This window comes from Roseovarius sp. AK1035 (genome assembly GCF_003288315.1).
GTDB classification, from domain to species: Bacteria; Pseudomonadota; Alphaproteobacteria; order Rhodobacterales; family Rhodobacteraceae; genus Roseovarius; species Roseovarius mucosus_A.
In genome coordinates this window covers 3571695-3586878 of the sequence record NZ_CP030099.1, presented here as the reverse complement: position 1 = coordinate 3586878, position 15184 = coordinate 3571695, and the positions used below count along the sequence as shown (strand labels likewise).

20 protein-coding genes are annotated in these 15184 nt (G+C 60.3%); 16 read left to right on the top strand and 4 right to left on the bottom strand.

Translation table 11 applies throughout. The annotated features are described in order from the left end of the window. The first annotated feature begins 37 nt into the window (after positions 1 to 37). The 3 genes from RAK1035_RS17100 to RAK1035_RS17090 are packed head-to-tail and all read left to right on the top strand — an operon-like array spanning position 38 to position 1820. Positions 38 to 955, top strand: coding sequence for a thioredoxin family protein (locus tag RAK1035_RS17100; RefSeq protein WP_008282327.1), 918 nt, complete (start codon positions 38 to 40; stop codon positions 953 to 955). A gap of 26 nt (positions 956 to 981) precedes the next feature. After that, entirely contained in the window at positions 982 to 1629 is a 648-nt protein-coding gene (locus RAK1035_RS17095) for an LON peptidase substrate-binding domain-containing protein (RefSeq protein WP_008282326.1), read from the top strand. A 38-nt stretch (positions 1630 to 1667) separates the two neighbouring features. Continuing rightward, a complete protein-coding gene (locus RAK1035_RS17090; protein ID WP_081508537.1) occupies positions 1668 to 1820 on the top strand; it encodes a Trm112 family protein in 153 nt (50 codons plus the stop codon). Here the strand turns inward: RAK1035_RS17090 and RAK1035_RS17085 are convergent. Then, entirely contained in the window at positions 1817 to 3028 is a 1212-nt protein-coding gene (locus RAK1035_RS17085; RefSeq protein ID WP_008282324.1) for a cytochrome b/b6 domain-containing protein, read from the bottom strand. The genes RAK1035_RS17090 and RAK1035_RS17085 overlap by 4 nt on opposite strands. 204 nt (positions 3029 to 3232) lie before the next feature. Between RAK1035_RS17085 and fabD the strand changes: the two genes are divergently transcribed. From fabD to RAK1035_RS17065, 4 genes are all read left to right on the top strand, one after another. Continuing rightward, positions 3233 to 4180, top strand: a complete 948-nt coding sequence (gene fabD, locus RAK1035_RS17080; RefSeq protein WP_008282323.1) for an ACP S-malonyltransferase — start codon at positions 3233 to 3235, stop codon at positions 4178 to 4180. A gap of 32 nt (positions 4181 to 4212) precedes the next feature. After that, complete coding sequence (gene fabG, locus RAK1035_RS17075; protein ID WP_008282322.1) at positions 4213 to 4950, top strand: 3-oxoacyl-[acyl-carrier-protein] reductase; 738 nt, start codon at positions 4213 to 4215, stop codon at positions 4948 to 4950. Positions 4951 to 5180: 230 nt separating this feature from the next. Continuing rightward, complete coding sequence (locus tag RAK1035_RS17070) at positions 5181 to 5414, top strand: acyl carrier protein (protein WP_008282321.1); 234 nt, start codon at positions 5181 to 5183, stop codon at positions 5412 to 5414. A 233-nt stretch (positions 5415 to 5647) separates the two neighbouring features. After that, positions 5648 to 7936 (top strand): glycosyl hydrolase family 28-related protein, encoded by a 2289-nt coding sequence (locus RAK1035_RS17065; protein WP_008282320.1) that lies wholly within the window; start codon positions 5648 to 5650, stop codon positions 7934 to 7936. A 27-nt stretch (positions 7937 to 7963) separates the two neighbouring features. On the opposite strand, the gene RAK1035_RS17060 is transcribed toward RAK1035_RS17065, so the two are convergent. After that, a complete protein-coding gene (locus RAK1035_RS17060; RefSeq protein WP_112303108.1) occupies positions 7964 to 8623 on the bottom strand; it encodes a hypothetical protein in 660 nt (219 codons plus the stop codon). A 112-nt stretch (positions 8624 to 8735) separates the two neighbouring features. On the opposite strand from RAK1035_RS17060, the gene RAK1035_RS17055 reads away from it, so the two are divergent. From RAK1035_RS17055 to RAK1035_RS17025, 7 genes are all read left to right on the top strand, one after another. Then, positions 8736 to 9056, top strand: coding sequence for an antibiotic biosynthesis monooxygenase family protein (locus tag RAK1035_RS17055; protein ID WP_008282318.1), 321 nt, complete (start codon positions 8736 to 8738; stop codon positions 9054 to 9056). After that, entirely contained in the window at positions 9053 to 9340 is a 288-nt protein-coding gene (locus tag RAK1035_RS17050; RefSeq protein ID WP_008282317.1) for a DUF5665 domain-containing protein, read from the top strand. Before RAK1035_RS17055 ends, RAK1035_RS17050 begins: the two co-directional genes overlap by 4 nt. Before the next feature lie 77 nt (positions 9341 to 9417). After that, a complete protein-coding gene (locus RAK1035_RS17045; protein ID WP_008282316.1) occupies positions 9418 to 9825 on the top strand; it encodes a universal stress protein in 408 nt (135 codons plus the stop codon). Between the two features lie 82 nt (positions 9826 to 9907). Beyond that, positions 9908 to 10150 carry a TFIIB-type zinc ribbon-containing protein gene (locus RAK1035_RS17040; RefSeq protein ID WP_008282315.1) on the top strand — a complete coding sequence of 81 codons (243 nt, stop codon included), beginning with the start codon at positions 9908 to 9910 and terminating at the stop codon, positions 10148 to 10150. A gap of 67 nt (positions 10151 to 10217) precedes the next feature. Next, a complete protein-coding gene (locus RAK1035_RS17035; RefSeq protein ID WP_254683684.1) occupies positions 10218 to 10529 on the top strand; it encodes a VanZ family protein in 312 nt (103 codons plus the stop codon). A 218-nt stretch (positions 10530 to 10747) separates the two neighbouring features. Next, positions 10748 to 11635, top strand: a complete 888-nt coding sequence (locus RAK1035_RS17030) for an FAD:protein FMN transferase (RefSeq protein ID WP_008282313.1) — start codon at positions 10748 to 10750, stop codon at positions 11633 to 11635. 167 nt (positions 11636 to 11802) lie between these two features. Beyond that, complete coding sequence (locus RAK1035_RS17025; RefSeq protein WP_008282312.1) at positions 11803 to 12822, top strand: glycosyltransferase family 10 domain-containing protein; 1020 nt, start codon at positions 11803 to 11805, stop codon at positions 12820 to 12822. Between the two features lie 7 nt (positions 12823 to 12829). Here RAK1035_RS17025 and RAK1035_RS17020 read toward each other — a convergent pair whose 3' ends face one another. Then, on the bottom strand, positions 12830 to 13099 hold the full coding sequence (locus RAK1035_RS17020) for a hypothetical protein (RefSeq protein WP_008282311.1): 270 nt from the start codon (positions 13097 to 13099) through the stop codon (positions 12830 to 12832). 119 nt (positions 13100 to 13218) lie between these two features. Between RAK1035_RS17020 and RAK1035_RS17015 the strand changes: the two genes are divergently transcribed. Both RAK1035_RS17015 and RAK1035_RS17010 read left to right on the top strand, forming a co-directional pair. Continuing rightward, entirely contained in the window at positions 13219 to 13659 is a 441-nt protein-coding gene (locus RAK1035_RS17015) for a DUF6314 family protein (RefSeq protein WP_008282310.1), read from the top strand. Between the two features lie 9 nt (positions 13660 to 13668). Next, the gene (locus RAK1035_RS17010) at positions 13669 to 14403 is read left to right on the top strand and encodes a heme-dependent oxidative N-demethylase family protein (RefSeq protein WP_008282309.1); all 735 of its coding nucleotides are present in this window, start codon (positions 13669 to 13671) and stop codon (positions 14401 to 14403) included. 21 nt (positions 14404 to 14424) lie between these two features. Here RAK1035_RS17010 and RAK1035_RS17005 read toward each other — a convergent pair whose 3' ends face one another. Beyond that, positions 14425 to 15117 carry a hypothetical protein gene (locus RAK1035_RS17005; protein WP_008282308.1) on the bottom strand — a complete coding sequence of 231 codons (693 nt, stop codon included), beginning with the start codon at positions 15115 to 15117 and terminating at the stop codon, positions 14425 to 14427. Positions 15118 to 15184 lie beyond the last annotated feature (67 nt).

The following is a 15184-nucleotide window of genomic DNA, read 5'->3' as shown; positions in this document are numbered from 1 at the left end:
CCTCATATAGGGGGCAAATCTCTTAAGGAGGCTGAACATGCTGGAACTGGGTAAAACCAAAAGTGCCCCCGCGACGGGCGACCTGATCAAGGATGTGTCCGAGGCCAGCTTCATGGCGGATGTCGTGGACGCATCGCAAACCGTGCCGGTGATCGTCGATTTCTGGGCCCCGTGGTGCGGTCCCTGCAAAACGCTTGGTCCGGCGCTTGAGGCGGCGGTGACCCGCGCCAACGGTGCGGTCAAAATGGCCAAGATCAATGTCGATCAGAACCAGATGATTGCGGGCCAGATGCGGGTTCAATCGATCCCAACCGTCTATGCCTTTTGGCAGGGCCAGCCGATCGACGGTTTTCAGGGTGCCGTGCCTCCGTCAGAGATCGAGGCGTTCGTCGCGCGTGTTATTGCAGCCGCCGGGGGCGAGCCTGAGGATGGTTTGGACGAGGCGCTTGATGCCGCCGACGAGATGCTTGAAACCGGCGCTGTGGCCGATGCGGCCCAGACCTATGCCGCAATTCTGCAAGAGGACCCGCTGAATGCGCGGGGCTACGCGGGTCTTGCCCGTGCCCATATGGCGCTAGGCGAGTTGGATCAGGCCGAAGCGATCCTAAACGGTGCCCCGGCAGAAATCAGCCACGCCCCTGAAATTGACGCCGCCCATGCGCAACTGGCACTGGCACGTCAGGCGCAAGATGCCGGACCTGTCAACGAACTGCGCGCCGCCGTTGAGGCAGACCCCGCGAACCTTCAGGCACGATTTGATCTCGCGCAGGCGCTTTATGCCAACGGGCAGGCGCAAGAGGCGGTGGATGAATTGCTTGATCTATTTCGGCGGGATCGTGAGTGGAATGATGGCGCGGCCAAGACCCAGCTTTTCACCATCTTCGAGGCGCTCAAACCGAATGATCCGGTCTTGCTGAGTGGGCGGCGGAAATTGAGTTCGATGATATTTGCCTGAACCTATGCACGGGCTAGGTTAGCGGCATGACACACAAGCTCGATCTTCCAGAGATCATCCCCGTCTTTCCGCTGCCCGGTGCACTCTTGCTGCCGCGCTCGCGTCTACCGTTGCATCTATTCGAGCCTCGCTATCTGGCGATGCTTGAGGATGCGTTGAAAACTCCGGGTCGGCTGATCGGAATGATCCAGCCGAACCGGGTCCCGGGTCGCGCGGGCGGCACCGGTCTGCATGCAATCGGCTGCGTTGGACGTGTGACGCAATTCTCGGAAACCGAGGATGGGCGCTATATGATCACTCTGACGGGCCTGTCGCGGTTTCGCGTCCTCGAAGAGGTAGAGGGCTTTACACCCTATCGTCGGGCGCGCGTGTCGTGGACTGGCTTTGAGCGTGATTTGGGGCCGGTCGACAGTGATCCCGACTTTGACCGCCGCGCATTCCTTAGGCTTTTGGCGCGGTATTTCGAGGCCCGCGAGCTTCAAACAGACTGGGATTCGCTGAAAGAGGCCGAGGATGAGTTGTTGGTCAATTCACTCTCGATGCTGTTGGGCTTTGAGCCGGAGGACAAGCAAGCCTTGCTTGAGGCGCCATCGCTGAGCACGCGGCGCGAGACGCTGATCACGCTTATCGAATATGTGCTGCGCGGCGGCGATAACGAGGACATCATGCAGTGACCGAAGACACACCGCCCCCCCCGGCCTTTGACCGGCGCATGCTTGAGGCGCTGATCTGCCCACAGACCCATGTTACGCTGGAGTATGACGCGGCAGCGCAGGAATTGATCAGCCGCCGTGCCAGTCTTGCCTTTCCGATCCGCAACGGCATTCCGGTTATGCTGATCGACGAGGCACGCAGGCTGGATTAATTTCCCCGCGTGGCGGTCAACTCAAAGCGTATATCGACCCCAAAACCCAAGGACTTTTCGTCCGTCACCCCGTTGCCGATGTTGAAATTTCGGCGATCGAGGGCAAGCGTACCCATTGCCATGGCGCTATCGCCGGTGATGGTCAGGTCAAAGGGCATCTCGACGGGCACAGATTGGTCTCGGATGGTCAGCGTGCCGCGCGCCACAGGGCCTGTTTCACCAGACATCAAATCAGCGGCAAAGATCGCAGTTGGGAATTCTGCGGTGTTGAAGAAATCTGCTCCCATCGCCTGTTGTGTGACCGAGCCAAGCGAGAGAGAGGCGATGCTGACAGTCACCGTAACATCGCCGTGTTTGCCATCTGCGTCCGGGGTTTCGGAATAGGCGATTTCGGCCGTCCATTCCTCAAAGCTGCCGGTCACGGCTGAGCCCATTTGTTGCACTGTCACTTGCAATTGGCCGCTTTCGACCTGCCAGTCACTCTCGACCGCCGCAAGTGTGGTCGGGCCGGTTTGTGTTGTGTCGAACCAGCCAAGCGCCGTCGCGCCCCCAAGTGTACCAAGCCAAACCGCCACGGCGGCAACCATGGGCAGCACAGGGTTGGGTTGCCGCGCGGTGGGAATCGCATCCATACGTCCCGGCAACATCCGGCGCAGCGTCGCATCACCATCCAGCAGGTGATGTTTGAGAGCGCCGCCCACATGCGCCGCAATCGTACCCAACAAGACCAGCACAAACACAAAATGCAAGGTTGAGGCCAGGTCGGACAGGGCCTCAGACTTGGGCACCAATGGCAGGTTCTGCCCCAATGGCCACCAGATCGGCGCAAAACCTGAGGTTGCAGCGTGATGCACCCAGCCTGAAAGCGGCACCAGCACCAGCGAGCCATAGAGCAACCAATGCGCGGTTTCGGCCGCCCAGGCCTCGAGTCTGCGATCCCCGTTGAGCAATCCGGGTTTGGGCTGCGACATGGCCCAAAGAATACGGGCCAACGCCACAAAGAAAATTGTGACCCCGAGTGTTTTGTGAAGTGAAAACAGGAAAGTAGCCTGCGCGATCAGCGGTTCGGTTGGGGACGCTGCCACCGCCTCGGCGACTTTGGTCGCATACCAGCCCAGCGGCAGGTTTGACAGGATCAAGAGCGCCGTGAGCCAGTGAAAGCCCTTGGCGATACTGCCGTAGCTGGTGGCGGAATTGGTGCGTTGCATCGCGAATGTCCTCATGGTTGTGGCGTCACTCTAGCGGCATATGTCACGGGCGCAATCGCCGCCCACGCACAGGGCCTCTGCGTCTTTGCGTGTCTATCTAGCCCCGTTTAAAACCTGAGCAAACTCAGTTGAAATTGGGCAAATACGTTGCCTTGGCCTGCGTGCCGATGTATCGGGAGGCACTTTTCAAGGGAGGGGCAGGCCATGAGCCGAGCATTCGTATTTCCGGGGCAGGGCGCGCAGGTGATCGGCATGGGCGCGGATTTGGCCGCCAGCTATCCGGCGGCGCGCGCGGTGTTCGATGAGGTGGACGAGGCGCTTGGGCAAAAGCTTTCGGCGTTGATCTGGGAGGGCGCGCAAGACGAGCTGACCCTGACCGAAAATGCGCAACCGGCGCTGATGGCCACCTCTATTGCCGCGCTGCGGGCGCTTGAGGCAGAAGGTGTGAACCTTGCTAAGGCGGCATCCCATGTGGCGGGGCATTCTTTGGGGGAATATTCCGCCCTAGCGGCGGCGGGGGCGATCAGCGTGGCGGATACAGCGCGCCTTCTGCGCATCAGAGGGCAGGCGATGCAACAGGCGGTGCCTGTTGGCGTCGGCGCAATGGCGGCCTTGTTGGGGCTTGACTTTGAAACTGCCCGCGCCGTGGCGCAAGAGGCGGCGCAGGGCGAGGTTTGCCAAGCCGCGAATGACAACGATCCGGCACAGGTGGTGGTCTCAGGCCACAAGAGCGCGGTAGAGCGTGCGGTGGAACTGGCCAAGGCGCGCGGGGCCAAACGGGCCATGCTCTTGCCGGTAAGTGCGCCCTTTCATTGCGCGTTGATGGCACCGGCTGCCGAAGTGATGGCAAAGGCCCTTTCTGAGGTCGCTATTCATGCGCCGGCTGTGCCGCTCGTGGCCAACGTGCGCGCGCAAGCGGTGACAGATCCGGCGGAGATCCGCGCGCTCTTGGTCGAGCAAGTTACGGGCTCTGTCCGTTGGCGCGAGTCAGTGCAATACATGGAGGCGCAGGGCGTCACCGAAATTTGGGAAATCGGCGCGGGCAAAGCGCTCTCGGGTATGGTGCGCCGCATCGCGCGTGACCTCAGCTGCCGCACCATCGGAACGCCGGATGAAGTCACAGCGGCAGCGGCCAGCCTGACCGAGAAGTGAGCCGCGTATCGTTTACCAAGGAAGGACAGAACATGTTTGATCTGACAGGGAAATCTGCGCTTGTCACGGGCGCTTCAGGTGGCATTGGCGCGGCGATTGCCCGTGCTCTGCATGGCGCGGGCGCGACCGTCGGGCTGAGTGGCACGCGGGTAGAACCGCTGGAGGCTCTGGCTGCGGAACTGGGCAGCCGCGCGCATGTCCTCCCTTGCAACCTTGGGGATGCAGAGGCAGTTGAGGCGCTTGCAAAAGAGGCCGTTGGTGCATTGGGCGGGCTCGACATTCTTGTGAACAATGCTGGCATCACCCGTGATCAACTCTTCATGCGGATGTCTGACAAGGACTGGCACGATGTGCTGGATGTAAATCTGACGTCTGCGATGCGCCTCTGCCGGGGGGCTGTGCGGCCAATGATGAAGGCGCGTTGGGGCCGGATCATCAACATCGGCTCGATCGTAGGGGCGAGCGGGAACCTCGGTCAGGCCAATTATTCCGCCGCCAAAGCGGGGCTTGTGGGGATGACCAAATCCATCGCCGCAGAGGTGGCCAGCCGGGGTATTACCGCAAATGTCGTGGCCCCTGGATTTATCGCCACGCCGATGACAGATAAGCTGAGCGACGATCAGAAGGCGGGGCTAAACGCCCAAATCCCGATGGCCCGCATGGGCACAGCCGAGGAAATCGCCGCCGCCGTTCTCTATCTTGCCAGCCCCGAGGCCGGCTATGTCACGGGGGCTACATTGCATGTGAATGGGGGCATGTCGATGTACTGAGCCGCGGCTTGATCGCTGTGGCGGTTTTGGGCTGAGTGAAAGCATTTGCCATTGCCCGCGCATATGCTATAGGCCACCGAGATTAGCCGGAGGGATATGCGGATTCTCCCGGTGGCCTTGGTATTAAGGCAGTCGAGAACCGCCCACTGGGGCAAAATCATCGCCACTTCCCGGGCTGGGCGGGGGCAGACAACGGGCAAACCAGCCCAAGACAAAACGAGGAACAAGACATGAGCGATATCGCAGACCGCGTTAAGAAGATCGTTGTGGAACACCTGGGTGTCGAAGAGGACAAGGTCGTCGACAAAGCCTCTTTCATCGACGATCTCGGCGCGGACAGTCTCGACACCGTCGAACTGGTCATGGCATTCGAAGAAGAATTTGGCATTGAGATCCCCGACGATGCGGCGGATACAATCCAGACCTTTGGCGACGCGGTCAAGTTCATCACCGAAGCGTCCTGATATCGCCCCCGCGCGACAGGCGAAAGCCCTGCCATCCGGCAGGGCTTTTTGCGTTTCAGGCGAAGCATATCACAATTGCGTGTGCCTGACGCGCAATCTGGTGTTTTACAGGCACCGTGACGGTGCCATGAGACCTGATTAACACGTCGTTGATACATCCCCTTCCGACCGCTTTGGCCCATCGCTTTGGCCACGAGCATCCGCATGCGGCGCGCAACAGGAAAGGGATATCCATGAACAAGGCAATCACCGACGGCATCGTTTTCATGCCGCCCCCCTTTGCAAACGGTCTGGACCAGTGGTCGCGCGGGGATGGGCGACCGGGGTCTGACACCTATGCAAACGCCGTCGACGCAGCCTTTGTCCCCGCCGATCAGGATTTTGGTGGGGCGCTGGAATTGCAAAAGACCGAGGCTGTGCAGCGTTTGCGCTCGATGGGCGAAACGCCGATCTTACCCGGCTGCTACCTGCAAATCCGAGCGCGGATCAAGGCGATTGCCGGCAATCTGCCGAGTGTGCGCATCGCGGCCTTTGCCGGTGGGGCAGGGGGTGCCGCCCTGCCCGGGGTGACGGTGACCGGGCCGCAGGTCGCGTTGACCACCTATGGCGCGGTGGTCGAGGTGACGGCCATTGTAGGCACGGGCACGCGCACCGGCGTGGATATGCCTTGGGGGCGCGCTGCTATTTTCGGCCATTTCGGTCTTGATCTGAGCGGGCCAAGCGGTGGCGTGGTACGCATTGACGACATCATCATCGAGGATGTCAGCCGCTTTTTCCTGCGCGATATCCTCAGCACGGTCGATGTGCGTGATTACGGCGCGATTGGCGATGGGGTGACGGATGATCATGCCGCTTTCGAGGCCGCTGACACTGCGGCGCAGGGCCGCGAGATCATCGTGCCCGCAGGCCAATATTTCCTTGGGCAAAGCACCACGATCCAGAACCGCATCCGGTTCGAGGGCACGCTCGTGATGCCGGATGCGGCCATTCTCGCATTGACCAAGAACTACGATCTGCCCGCTTATATTGATGCGTTTGGCGATAGCGAACTGGCCTTCAAAAAGGCCTATCAGGCGCTTTTGAACAATCCCGATCACGTCACGCTTGATCTGGCTGGGCGCAAGGTGGCTCTGCGCGGGCCGGTTGATATGGCTGCGGCGGTGAACAACCGCTCTACCTATAACCAGCGCCACGTCATCCAGAATGGCCAGTTCACGATCCGGGGCGGCCCGGCTTGGGCGACCGATGTCGTGACCTCGCAGGCCAGCTATGACATCGCGAACCCCCTCCGCCTGACCAATGTGATTGACGTGGCCAATATCCCCGTGGGCGCGCTGATTGAGGGCAATGGTGTGGGCCGCGAGGTTTACGTCAGCGCCAAGAACGTGGCGGCACAGCGGCTCGACATCAGTCAGCCGCTTTTTGACGCGGCGGGCACGCAGGTTTTCACCTTCCGGCGGTTCAAATACCTGCTGGATTTCAGCGGTTTTGACGATGTCTCGCGCATGGTGTTCTCAGAAGTGGATTTCCAGTGCACGGGGGATTGCAGTGGCGTGCTCTTGCCGCCGCAGGGCTCTGCCAATCATTTCCGCGACTGTTTCTTTACCCGCCCCAAGGATCGAGGCATAACCAGCCACGGCGAGGGCGATCAAGGGATGATGATCGACCGCTGTCAGTTCATTTCGGACGAAGGGCCTCTGTTGTCGACCGAGCGGCGCAGCATCGCGTTCAATGCCAATGCCAATGACCTCAAGATCCGCGATAATCGCAGCGTTCTGTTTCGCCATTTCGCCGTGCTTGCGGGTAGCAGTTCCCTGATCTCCGGCAATCACGTGTTTCAGGGGGATACTTCGCAAGGCGGCGCGCGCGTCGCGGGTTTTGTGCTGACGCGGATCAACAATCGCGGCAGTGTCAGCGGCAATTACATCGACAACTGCTTTATCGAATGGGTGAACGAGCATGATGCCGAGCCCGAATTCGCAAGCGAGTTTTCGTTCAGCGCGCTTAGCATCACCGACAATGTTTTTCTGGCCGGCAACATGGCCCCTTGGTTCACCTATATCGTGGTCAAGCCGCACGGCGCGGGGCATTTTCTTGACGGGGTGACCGTCACTGGCAACACGTTCCGCACTATTGGCACCATTACCCGGGTCGAGATGGTAGACACGAGTTTTGCCGATCTCAACTATGATCGGGTGCGCAATGTCACCTTTGCCAACAACAGCTTTCACAACATCAATATCCCGGTCGCCAGTCCGCTGGTGATGCAGCACACCGAGGAAAGTGCTACTGCCACGTGGGAGGTCGAGCCTGCGCCACGCTTGCCGTTCGGTGCTTGGGCGCAGACGGTTGAGGCGGTCATTCCTGCCGGTCCTCTGCGTAATGCAGCGAATGCGGTGGTGTACGCGGCCCCCTATTTCGAGGCGCAGCAAGGGCCGAACCGGGATCGGATCAACCTGCGTTGGCCCAGCCCGGTTTCGGGATCGGTGGTGCTGCGTATCCGGATCGACGATCCGCTCTGACAGGTTCTTTGGGCCTCTAATGGGCTGTTAGAATGACCGCCAGAGGCCCAGCTTGACCCCCCGTTCGCCACCATCTGTCAAGGGCAGGATTAGCCCGAATTCCAGGTGCGCGCCGGGCTTGGTCGCATGCACATAGGAGGGTGCGAAACGCACATAGGTCTGGCCCTTCGCGGGCTGTCCGGTTTGGATCTGCGCGATCACCTTGCCGCGCGCAGTGATATCAAGACCAAGGGTGATATCGCTTTCGAGCGTCATCTGCCCCCCGCTAAACATCACGGCCCGCCCGTCAAACGCCGCCCAACCGTGCCGCCCCCAGAGTGTCAGCCCCCGCCCAAGCGACACTCCGGGACGCAGTGCGCGTTGCTCAGCTACTTCGCCCAAGCCCAATTCGACCGCGATCTTGACCTTTCGCGCCGGGCGTCCAACGGGCCACCGGGCAAAGACGATGGTCTTGGTCATTTGCAGCGCGTCGCCGCCCAGATCAACGCCCAGCGTCAACCGCTCTGTTGCGCCATATTCGGCATAGAGTGTAAAGCTCTGACGTGCGAGGCCGGTTTCGTCGGGCGCATCGAGCTGTCCCGTTGCCGCGATAAAGATTTGCCCTTTGGCGCGCGGCCACGCGCCCGCCTCTGCCATGCCAACGAGCCATGGCAGTATCAGCACTGCAAAGAGCGGGCGTAATTGCATCGTCACCTCTGCATTAACCTTCATTAAAAAGGGTAAAGCGCAGGTTAAGATGGGCCGGGAATTTACCGGGCAGGGGGCGCGTGCTAGGCTTGCTCCCAAAAGGAGGTTTCCCATGCCCCATATCACCACCGACACCGACCATCAGACCGTGCTCACCACCTTTGAGGTGACGCCGGGCACCTGCCAGGATCTGATGGATTTGCTGACCGCCGCCTATCGCGACTTTATCTCGCAACAACCGGGGTTCATTGCTGCGGGTCTGCATGTCAACGATGCCCAAACCCGTATCGCCAATTACTCGCAATGGCGCGCGCGCTCTGATTTTCAGGCGATGCTACGCAGTGATGAGATGCGCGCCCGCAATCGCGAAATCAGTGCACTCTGCAAAGGGTTCGAGCCGGTCATGTATGACGTGGTGGCAACCTTCGGATGACGCAAGACAACAGGCCGACCGACGAGTTGACACGCGAGGTGGCAGCCTTGCGCCGCGAATTGCAGACGCTGAATGCGCATCGCTTTATCCGTGTCCACAATTCCGTGCCGCGCATGTTGGCCTTCAGCTTGGTGCGGGGGCTTGCCGCCGGGCTTGGCACGGTGCTGGGGGCAACGGTGCTTTTGTCGGTGATGATCTGGGCCCTCAGCCAGATCGAGTTTTTGCCGATCATTGGCGATTGGGCGGCACAAATTGCGGCGCAGGTGCGCGACATGCAGAACTGAACCGGGCCTGATCTGGATCATGGCAGAGCGCTGTCCCCTAGGGGATGATGGGCCTATCCAATAGAAAAGGACAGCCCATGTATGCACATATTCTGGTTCCCATATCCTTTGATCAGGACCGCGATTCGAATGCAGCGCTACGTGCCGCGCGGCTTTTGGCGGGAGAGACGGGCCGCATCAGCCTCTTGCATGTGATCGAGCAGGTACCGGGCTATGCAATTTCTTATCTGCCCCAAGGCTATGTGAACGAGGCGCGCAAGGCAATCGAGGTTGAACTGGCCGAAATCGCCGCCTCTTTGCCGAATGCCTCTGCCCATGTGGTAGAGGGGCATTCGGGGCGCACTATCCTCGACTGGGCCGAGGCCCACACTCCCGACTGTATCGTGATTGCCAGCCATCGGCCCGGTATGCAGGATCTTTTGCTGGGTTCTACTGCCGCCAAGGTGGTGCGCCATGCGGCCTGTGCGGTGCATGTAATCCGCTGAGTGGCGGGATGTTTGCGCTCTGGGTTGCACCGTCAGCGGTGCGACCCCACATGCCACACAAGGCAACAAAAGGAGAGCGCCCATGCAATGTCCAATCGACGGCACGCAACTGGTTCTGGCGGAACGCGCCGGGGTCGAGATCGACTATTGTCCACAGTGCCGGGGTGTCTGGTTGGACCGGGGCGAGTTGGACAAGATCATTGATCGCTCCGCCTCGGCGCCTGCGACTGCGGCACCAGCGTACGAGTCGCGCGACCAAGACGATCGCGGACAACGCCCCCGCAAAAAGCGTGGCGGCTTTCTTGAGGATCTCTTCGACTTCTGACGCGCGCCCTTGAAGCGCCAAGATGTTGGGGCTATGCGCAAGAATGGTAAAAATCCTGACGGCCCTGATGACGCTTGCAATCGGCGTTACAACTCTGATGCCCTCCACTGGGGGGCACTCACCGCTTCTTGGGCTGGATAAGTTGGCGCATCTTGTGGCGTTTGCCGCTTTGGTTATTCCGATGACGCTGGCGCACCCGCGGAGTTGGGCGCTGATTTGGCTTGTGGCTTTGTCTTATGGCGGCCTGATCGAGATTGTTCAGCCGCATTTCGGACGCGGAGCGGAATGGGCGGATTTTGTGGCGGACGGGCTGGGGGCCGCGATGGGAATCGCCTTGGCGCTTATACTGCGTCGACGTTTACCCGCCTTTCGGCAGTAGTACTCTTGCAGTACGTGCAAAAAGAACCCTTTTAAGTCATCTTTTTTTCCTGCGCTCTGCAAAAGTTGACCTCGATCAAGTTTCACCATTTGGAAGCCGCCTAGGGTCGACAAAGGCCCAATGTGTGGTGTTCGTTTTGCAAGTGTCATGAGTGGTTCGGGTGTGGGTATCGCGAACGAGGGTCTTGCCCTGAAAATGATTTTTATAAAGAGAACGCCATGATCACGACCCGCCGCCGTTTCCTCAGTATTACTGCTGCCGCTCTTGCGGCCCCCTCTGCCGCCATGGCTGCGCAAACTGCGCATTGGCAGGGTCGCGCCATGGGCGCACCGGCTCGCCTTGCCATTGCGGGTCTTTCCCCTGACGCGGCGCGCCCAGTCTTTGCGGCCATTGAGGCCGAGTTGGAGCGTCTTGAACAGATATTCAGCCTCTTTCGCCCCGACAGTTCCTTGAGCTGGCTCAACCGCTCTGGTCGTTTGGTCGCGCCCCCGCCCGAATTGCTCGACGTGCTGCTATTGGCGGACCGACTGCACCACGCATCGGGCGGTGTGTTTGATCCGACGGTTCTGCCTCTGCTTGAGGTCGGCACATTTGGACACGCGCGCGCCAAGGTTTTTGGGTTGATTGGCTGGAACAAGGTTTACATTGACCCGCGCGAAATCTGTTTTGCCAAGACAGGCATGGCGCTGACGCTGAATGGTATCGCTCAGGGCTATATCAACGACAAGATCGCCGACCTCATGCGTGCCCGTGGCTTGACGGATGTGATGCTTGATATTGGGGAATTGCAGGGTATTGGCCAGTGTCCCTTGCACAGGCCGTGGCAGGCGCGGATCTTTGCCACGGACGGGGCCTATGAGGATCACATCGTTCTGCGCAACCGGGCTGTGTCTACAACGCGACCGTTTGGCGGGCTTCGCCCCGGTGGGGGGGATCACGTTGTCTGCCCCGACGGGCATACGCCTTTTCACTCCATCGTCACAGTCTCAGCACCCAGAGCTGCTGTTGCGGATGGCCTGTCGACCGCGCTTGCGCTCATCCCGCGCGAAGAGACCCTTGCGGTCGTGGCGCAATTTCCGGGCGCACGCATCGAAATGATCCGCTGAGGCGGCTGTTGCGGGCTGTCAGGGTCTGTTGGTCAGATGGTCAAGCCTTGTTTCGGGCTTGTTGATCGCACAGATCCTGACATGCAGCACAGGCCCGGATCGGCGTTGCGCCTTTGTGGTTCGATGGGTATCTTAGGTGCCAGTTTACCGGAACCAAAGGGCGGGTATTGACAATCAAGGTGCATCCCTTTGGCGATTATGCGCACCGTCAGCCCTTGGCCTATGATCCCATTCGCCGGGCCTGCGCGCCCGCGATTACGGTCACGGATACGTTTGATGCGGCGGATATCATTCTGCTTGCCCATACCAAGGACCTCGATCGCCATGCCGAGGCGTTAGCGCCACGACTGGCGGCGCATCAGCGCCTTGTGCTCTTGTCAGAAGAACCACTTTGGGATTGTGTCTGGGCCAAAGATCCGCTCACCCCTGCGCAGGTCGTTGAGACTGAAGCGGGGCCTTTGCCCTATGTTTTCCTCAACCATGTGACATCCGACATCTATGAGTTTGAGCGGATTCCCTACTTCCTTTTGACGGATTACGCCTATCCCACGCGCTATGGGTGTTGGTTCGCGCAAAACGCGCGTCTGTCACAAGAGGATTGGACGGCTCGGTTCGCTGAGGCAAAATGGGATATGGCCTTTGTCGCCGAATACCGGGACGAGCCGCGCTTTGATGCGGCCTTTCCTGAGGCCGGGTTTTACGGCCTGGGGCGTTGGCGGACACGGCTGGCATTGGCCTGCACCGGCGAGCGGCTGTTGCGGATGGGGGCCGGGTGGAATGTGCTGCCGCGCAGGCAGATCCTGCCGGATTGGCATCTTGAGAAATACCTTGATCTGCGCGGTCGCTGCGCTGTGCTTTCGGCGGTCGAGAACACCTATCACCGGTCCTATATCACGGAAAAGCTGTTCGACAGCCTCGCGATTGGCGCTGTGCCGCTCTATGTCGCGGGGGCGGATCACCGGGTTCATGACCTGCTGCCGCAGGGGGCATTTGTCAACCTCAACGGTCTGACGCCAGAGGCGGCGGCAGAGCGGATAGCCGGGTTTGCCGCCGATCCACAGACCTTGTCCGCCTATTGCGAGGCGCAGGCGCGGATGGCGGCGCTGTTCAACACGCCATCCCTACTTTGTGCGGAATACGAGCGCTTGGCGCAGGCGTTGACGCGCAACCTTGCTGCGCTGATCTGATCCGGCATCATTTTCCGCGCGTAAACAGGCGCCGTAAAGGGGCTGTAATGCGCCAACTGCGCGAGGCCAGAACAGCGTTTAGATGCGCCTGCGCTTGGTTCAATTCGGCCTCAAGTGTTTGGACCCTCTGCGCACAGGCGGCGGTTTCTGCCTCTTGCCGTTGCCGTTCGGCATAGGCATGCTCCAGCGCGCGTTGCACCTGATGCAACTGTGCCAACAGGATTTGCTCGCCCGGTGTTGCCTGCGGGTTGGGGTCGGTATGCCGCGTCGTGTTCATGGCCTCTCCTGCAGATGCTTCGCGATCTTATGCCGCTCGAATGGTGGCGTCCATTGTCGTGAGCGGCCCCTTGGCCAGTCGGCTTGCGAATCGCCGCGGACTGCCGCAGGGGATAGACCATGACACACACCGTCACCCTTGATGATTTTACAGGCGTCTGGACGCTTGAGCGGGTCATTCAACATGAGGATGGCGCTTCGGCTCGGTTCAGCGGGCGCGCCGTCTGGAAACCGCACCCCAAAGGTTTGGCCTATCATGAGACCGGCGAGATGGTGCTGGAGACAGGCGCACGGTTTCTGGCTGAGCGGCGCTATCTGTGGTCCGTGGATCTGTCCGTCTGGTTCGAGGATGGGCGGTTTTTTCACACAGTGCCGGCTCAGGGCGGGCTGACCGCGCATTGGTGTGATCCGGATCAGTATGACGGGCATTACGATTTTGCGGATTGGCCCGCCTTTACGGTCACGTGGCATGTGCGCGGCCCGCGCAAGGATTACCGGATGGAGACGCGCTATCATCGTTCAGACGATTTTGCGGATGCGGCGGCGCAGGCGCTTGGCTAAGTTTGCGGTATGACAGAGATTCTTCAGACCCGATTGCCCTATGATCCCGAGGCCGCGCATGCCTTGCCGGGTATTTCCCCGCTCTTGATGGCCGACTGGTTGCAGGTCGATGAGGCCTTTGCCGGTCAGATGGCCGAGCGTGCCCGTCTTTTGTCCGAACAGCGCGCCAAGGTTCTGGCGGTCACAGACGGGGCGGGTCCTGCGGCGGACGAGCTTTTGCAATTTGTGCTGGATTGGTTGCAGGAATACGGCCAAGGTTATGGTGTTTCCGCAAAGCAAGTGCAGCGCCCCGATGGTGTCATTGTGCCGATTGATCGCACTGATCCCATGGGGACTTTGGGGCATCTGGTGCAAGAGGATCTTTGCCTCATGGAACGGCGGGGCGACGAGCATGTTTTGACCGCCGCAGTTCTGTGCTTTCCGGCAAGCTGGCACCTTGCGGACAAGATTGGTCGGCCCCTGACGACCATTCACGTGCCGGTCAAGACCTATGATGAGGCTCTTGCGCGCCGGGTGCAGCGGCTCTTTGATGGGGTGCAGGAGGGGCGGCCGCTTTGGCGGTTCAATGCCTTGCGCTATGCTGATCCAACGTTGCATCAGCCCCGATCAAGGGTGCAACCGAGCGCAGAGGCTGCGTATCCTTATTTGCGCAGCGAACGCCAATGCGTCTTGCGCCTGCCGCAAACGCGGGCCTGCGTGTTTTCGATCCATACCTACGTTTTGGCGCGCAAGGACGTCTGCTGAGCCGGTCTTTGGGATCCCAGATCAGCTCAAGAGCGGCTGTGCCTCCCGTAGGGTGGTATAGGCCAAAAGTGCTGCACCAAGCGGCGGCACATGCAAAAAGAGCGTAAGGCCAAAGGTAACAATCGTCAGCCGCATTGGCAAAGAGGCCTCTGGCACCGCCAATCGTGCGTCCACCGCATCCTCGGGGATGGGATGTTTGGGCCGCGCGCTGCTCTGGCCTCTATGCTCTTGACGGCGGGGTCTGGATTGCCGCGGGGCCGGGGTTGGGCGGCGATGCTGCGTGGCCTCATTGGCGCAACCGGACAGCAGCTCGAATGTCATGTCGAGCAGCGCGCTGCTGATGGGGCGGTTCGCGGCACCGTGCAGGACCGCGTCAAACGGCAGATAGCCGCGCACCCGTTCGACGAGACGCCGGGTGAGCATCTCATAGGCTTCTGGATCAAGCGTGATGTTGCGCTTGGCGTTGCGCGGCCCCACGGCCAGCACCAGATAACTGGGCTGGTCGAAGCCTTGGGCCGGAAGCCAGCCAAGTGCTATGCGCACTGCGTCCCGATCAATCAGCGCGATATCTTCGCCATCCCATGTCAGGCGGCGCAACTGCGGCGCAAGGCGCTGAGACGCGATGTCAAACTCCTCGACAATGTCGGGGAAGTCCATTTCTGGAGGATCGAAAAACTCCAGCGCGGCGATCTGACCGTAATTCTGTCTGCTCATTTCATGCCCCGTTCTTGAGAGGGTTCAGATGAAACCGGACATACTTGGCACGTTTACTGTAGGAGAG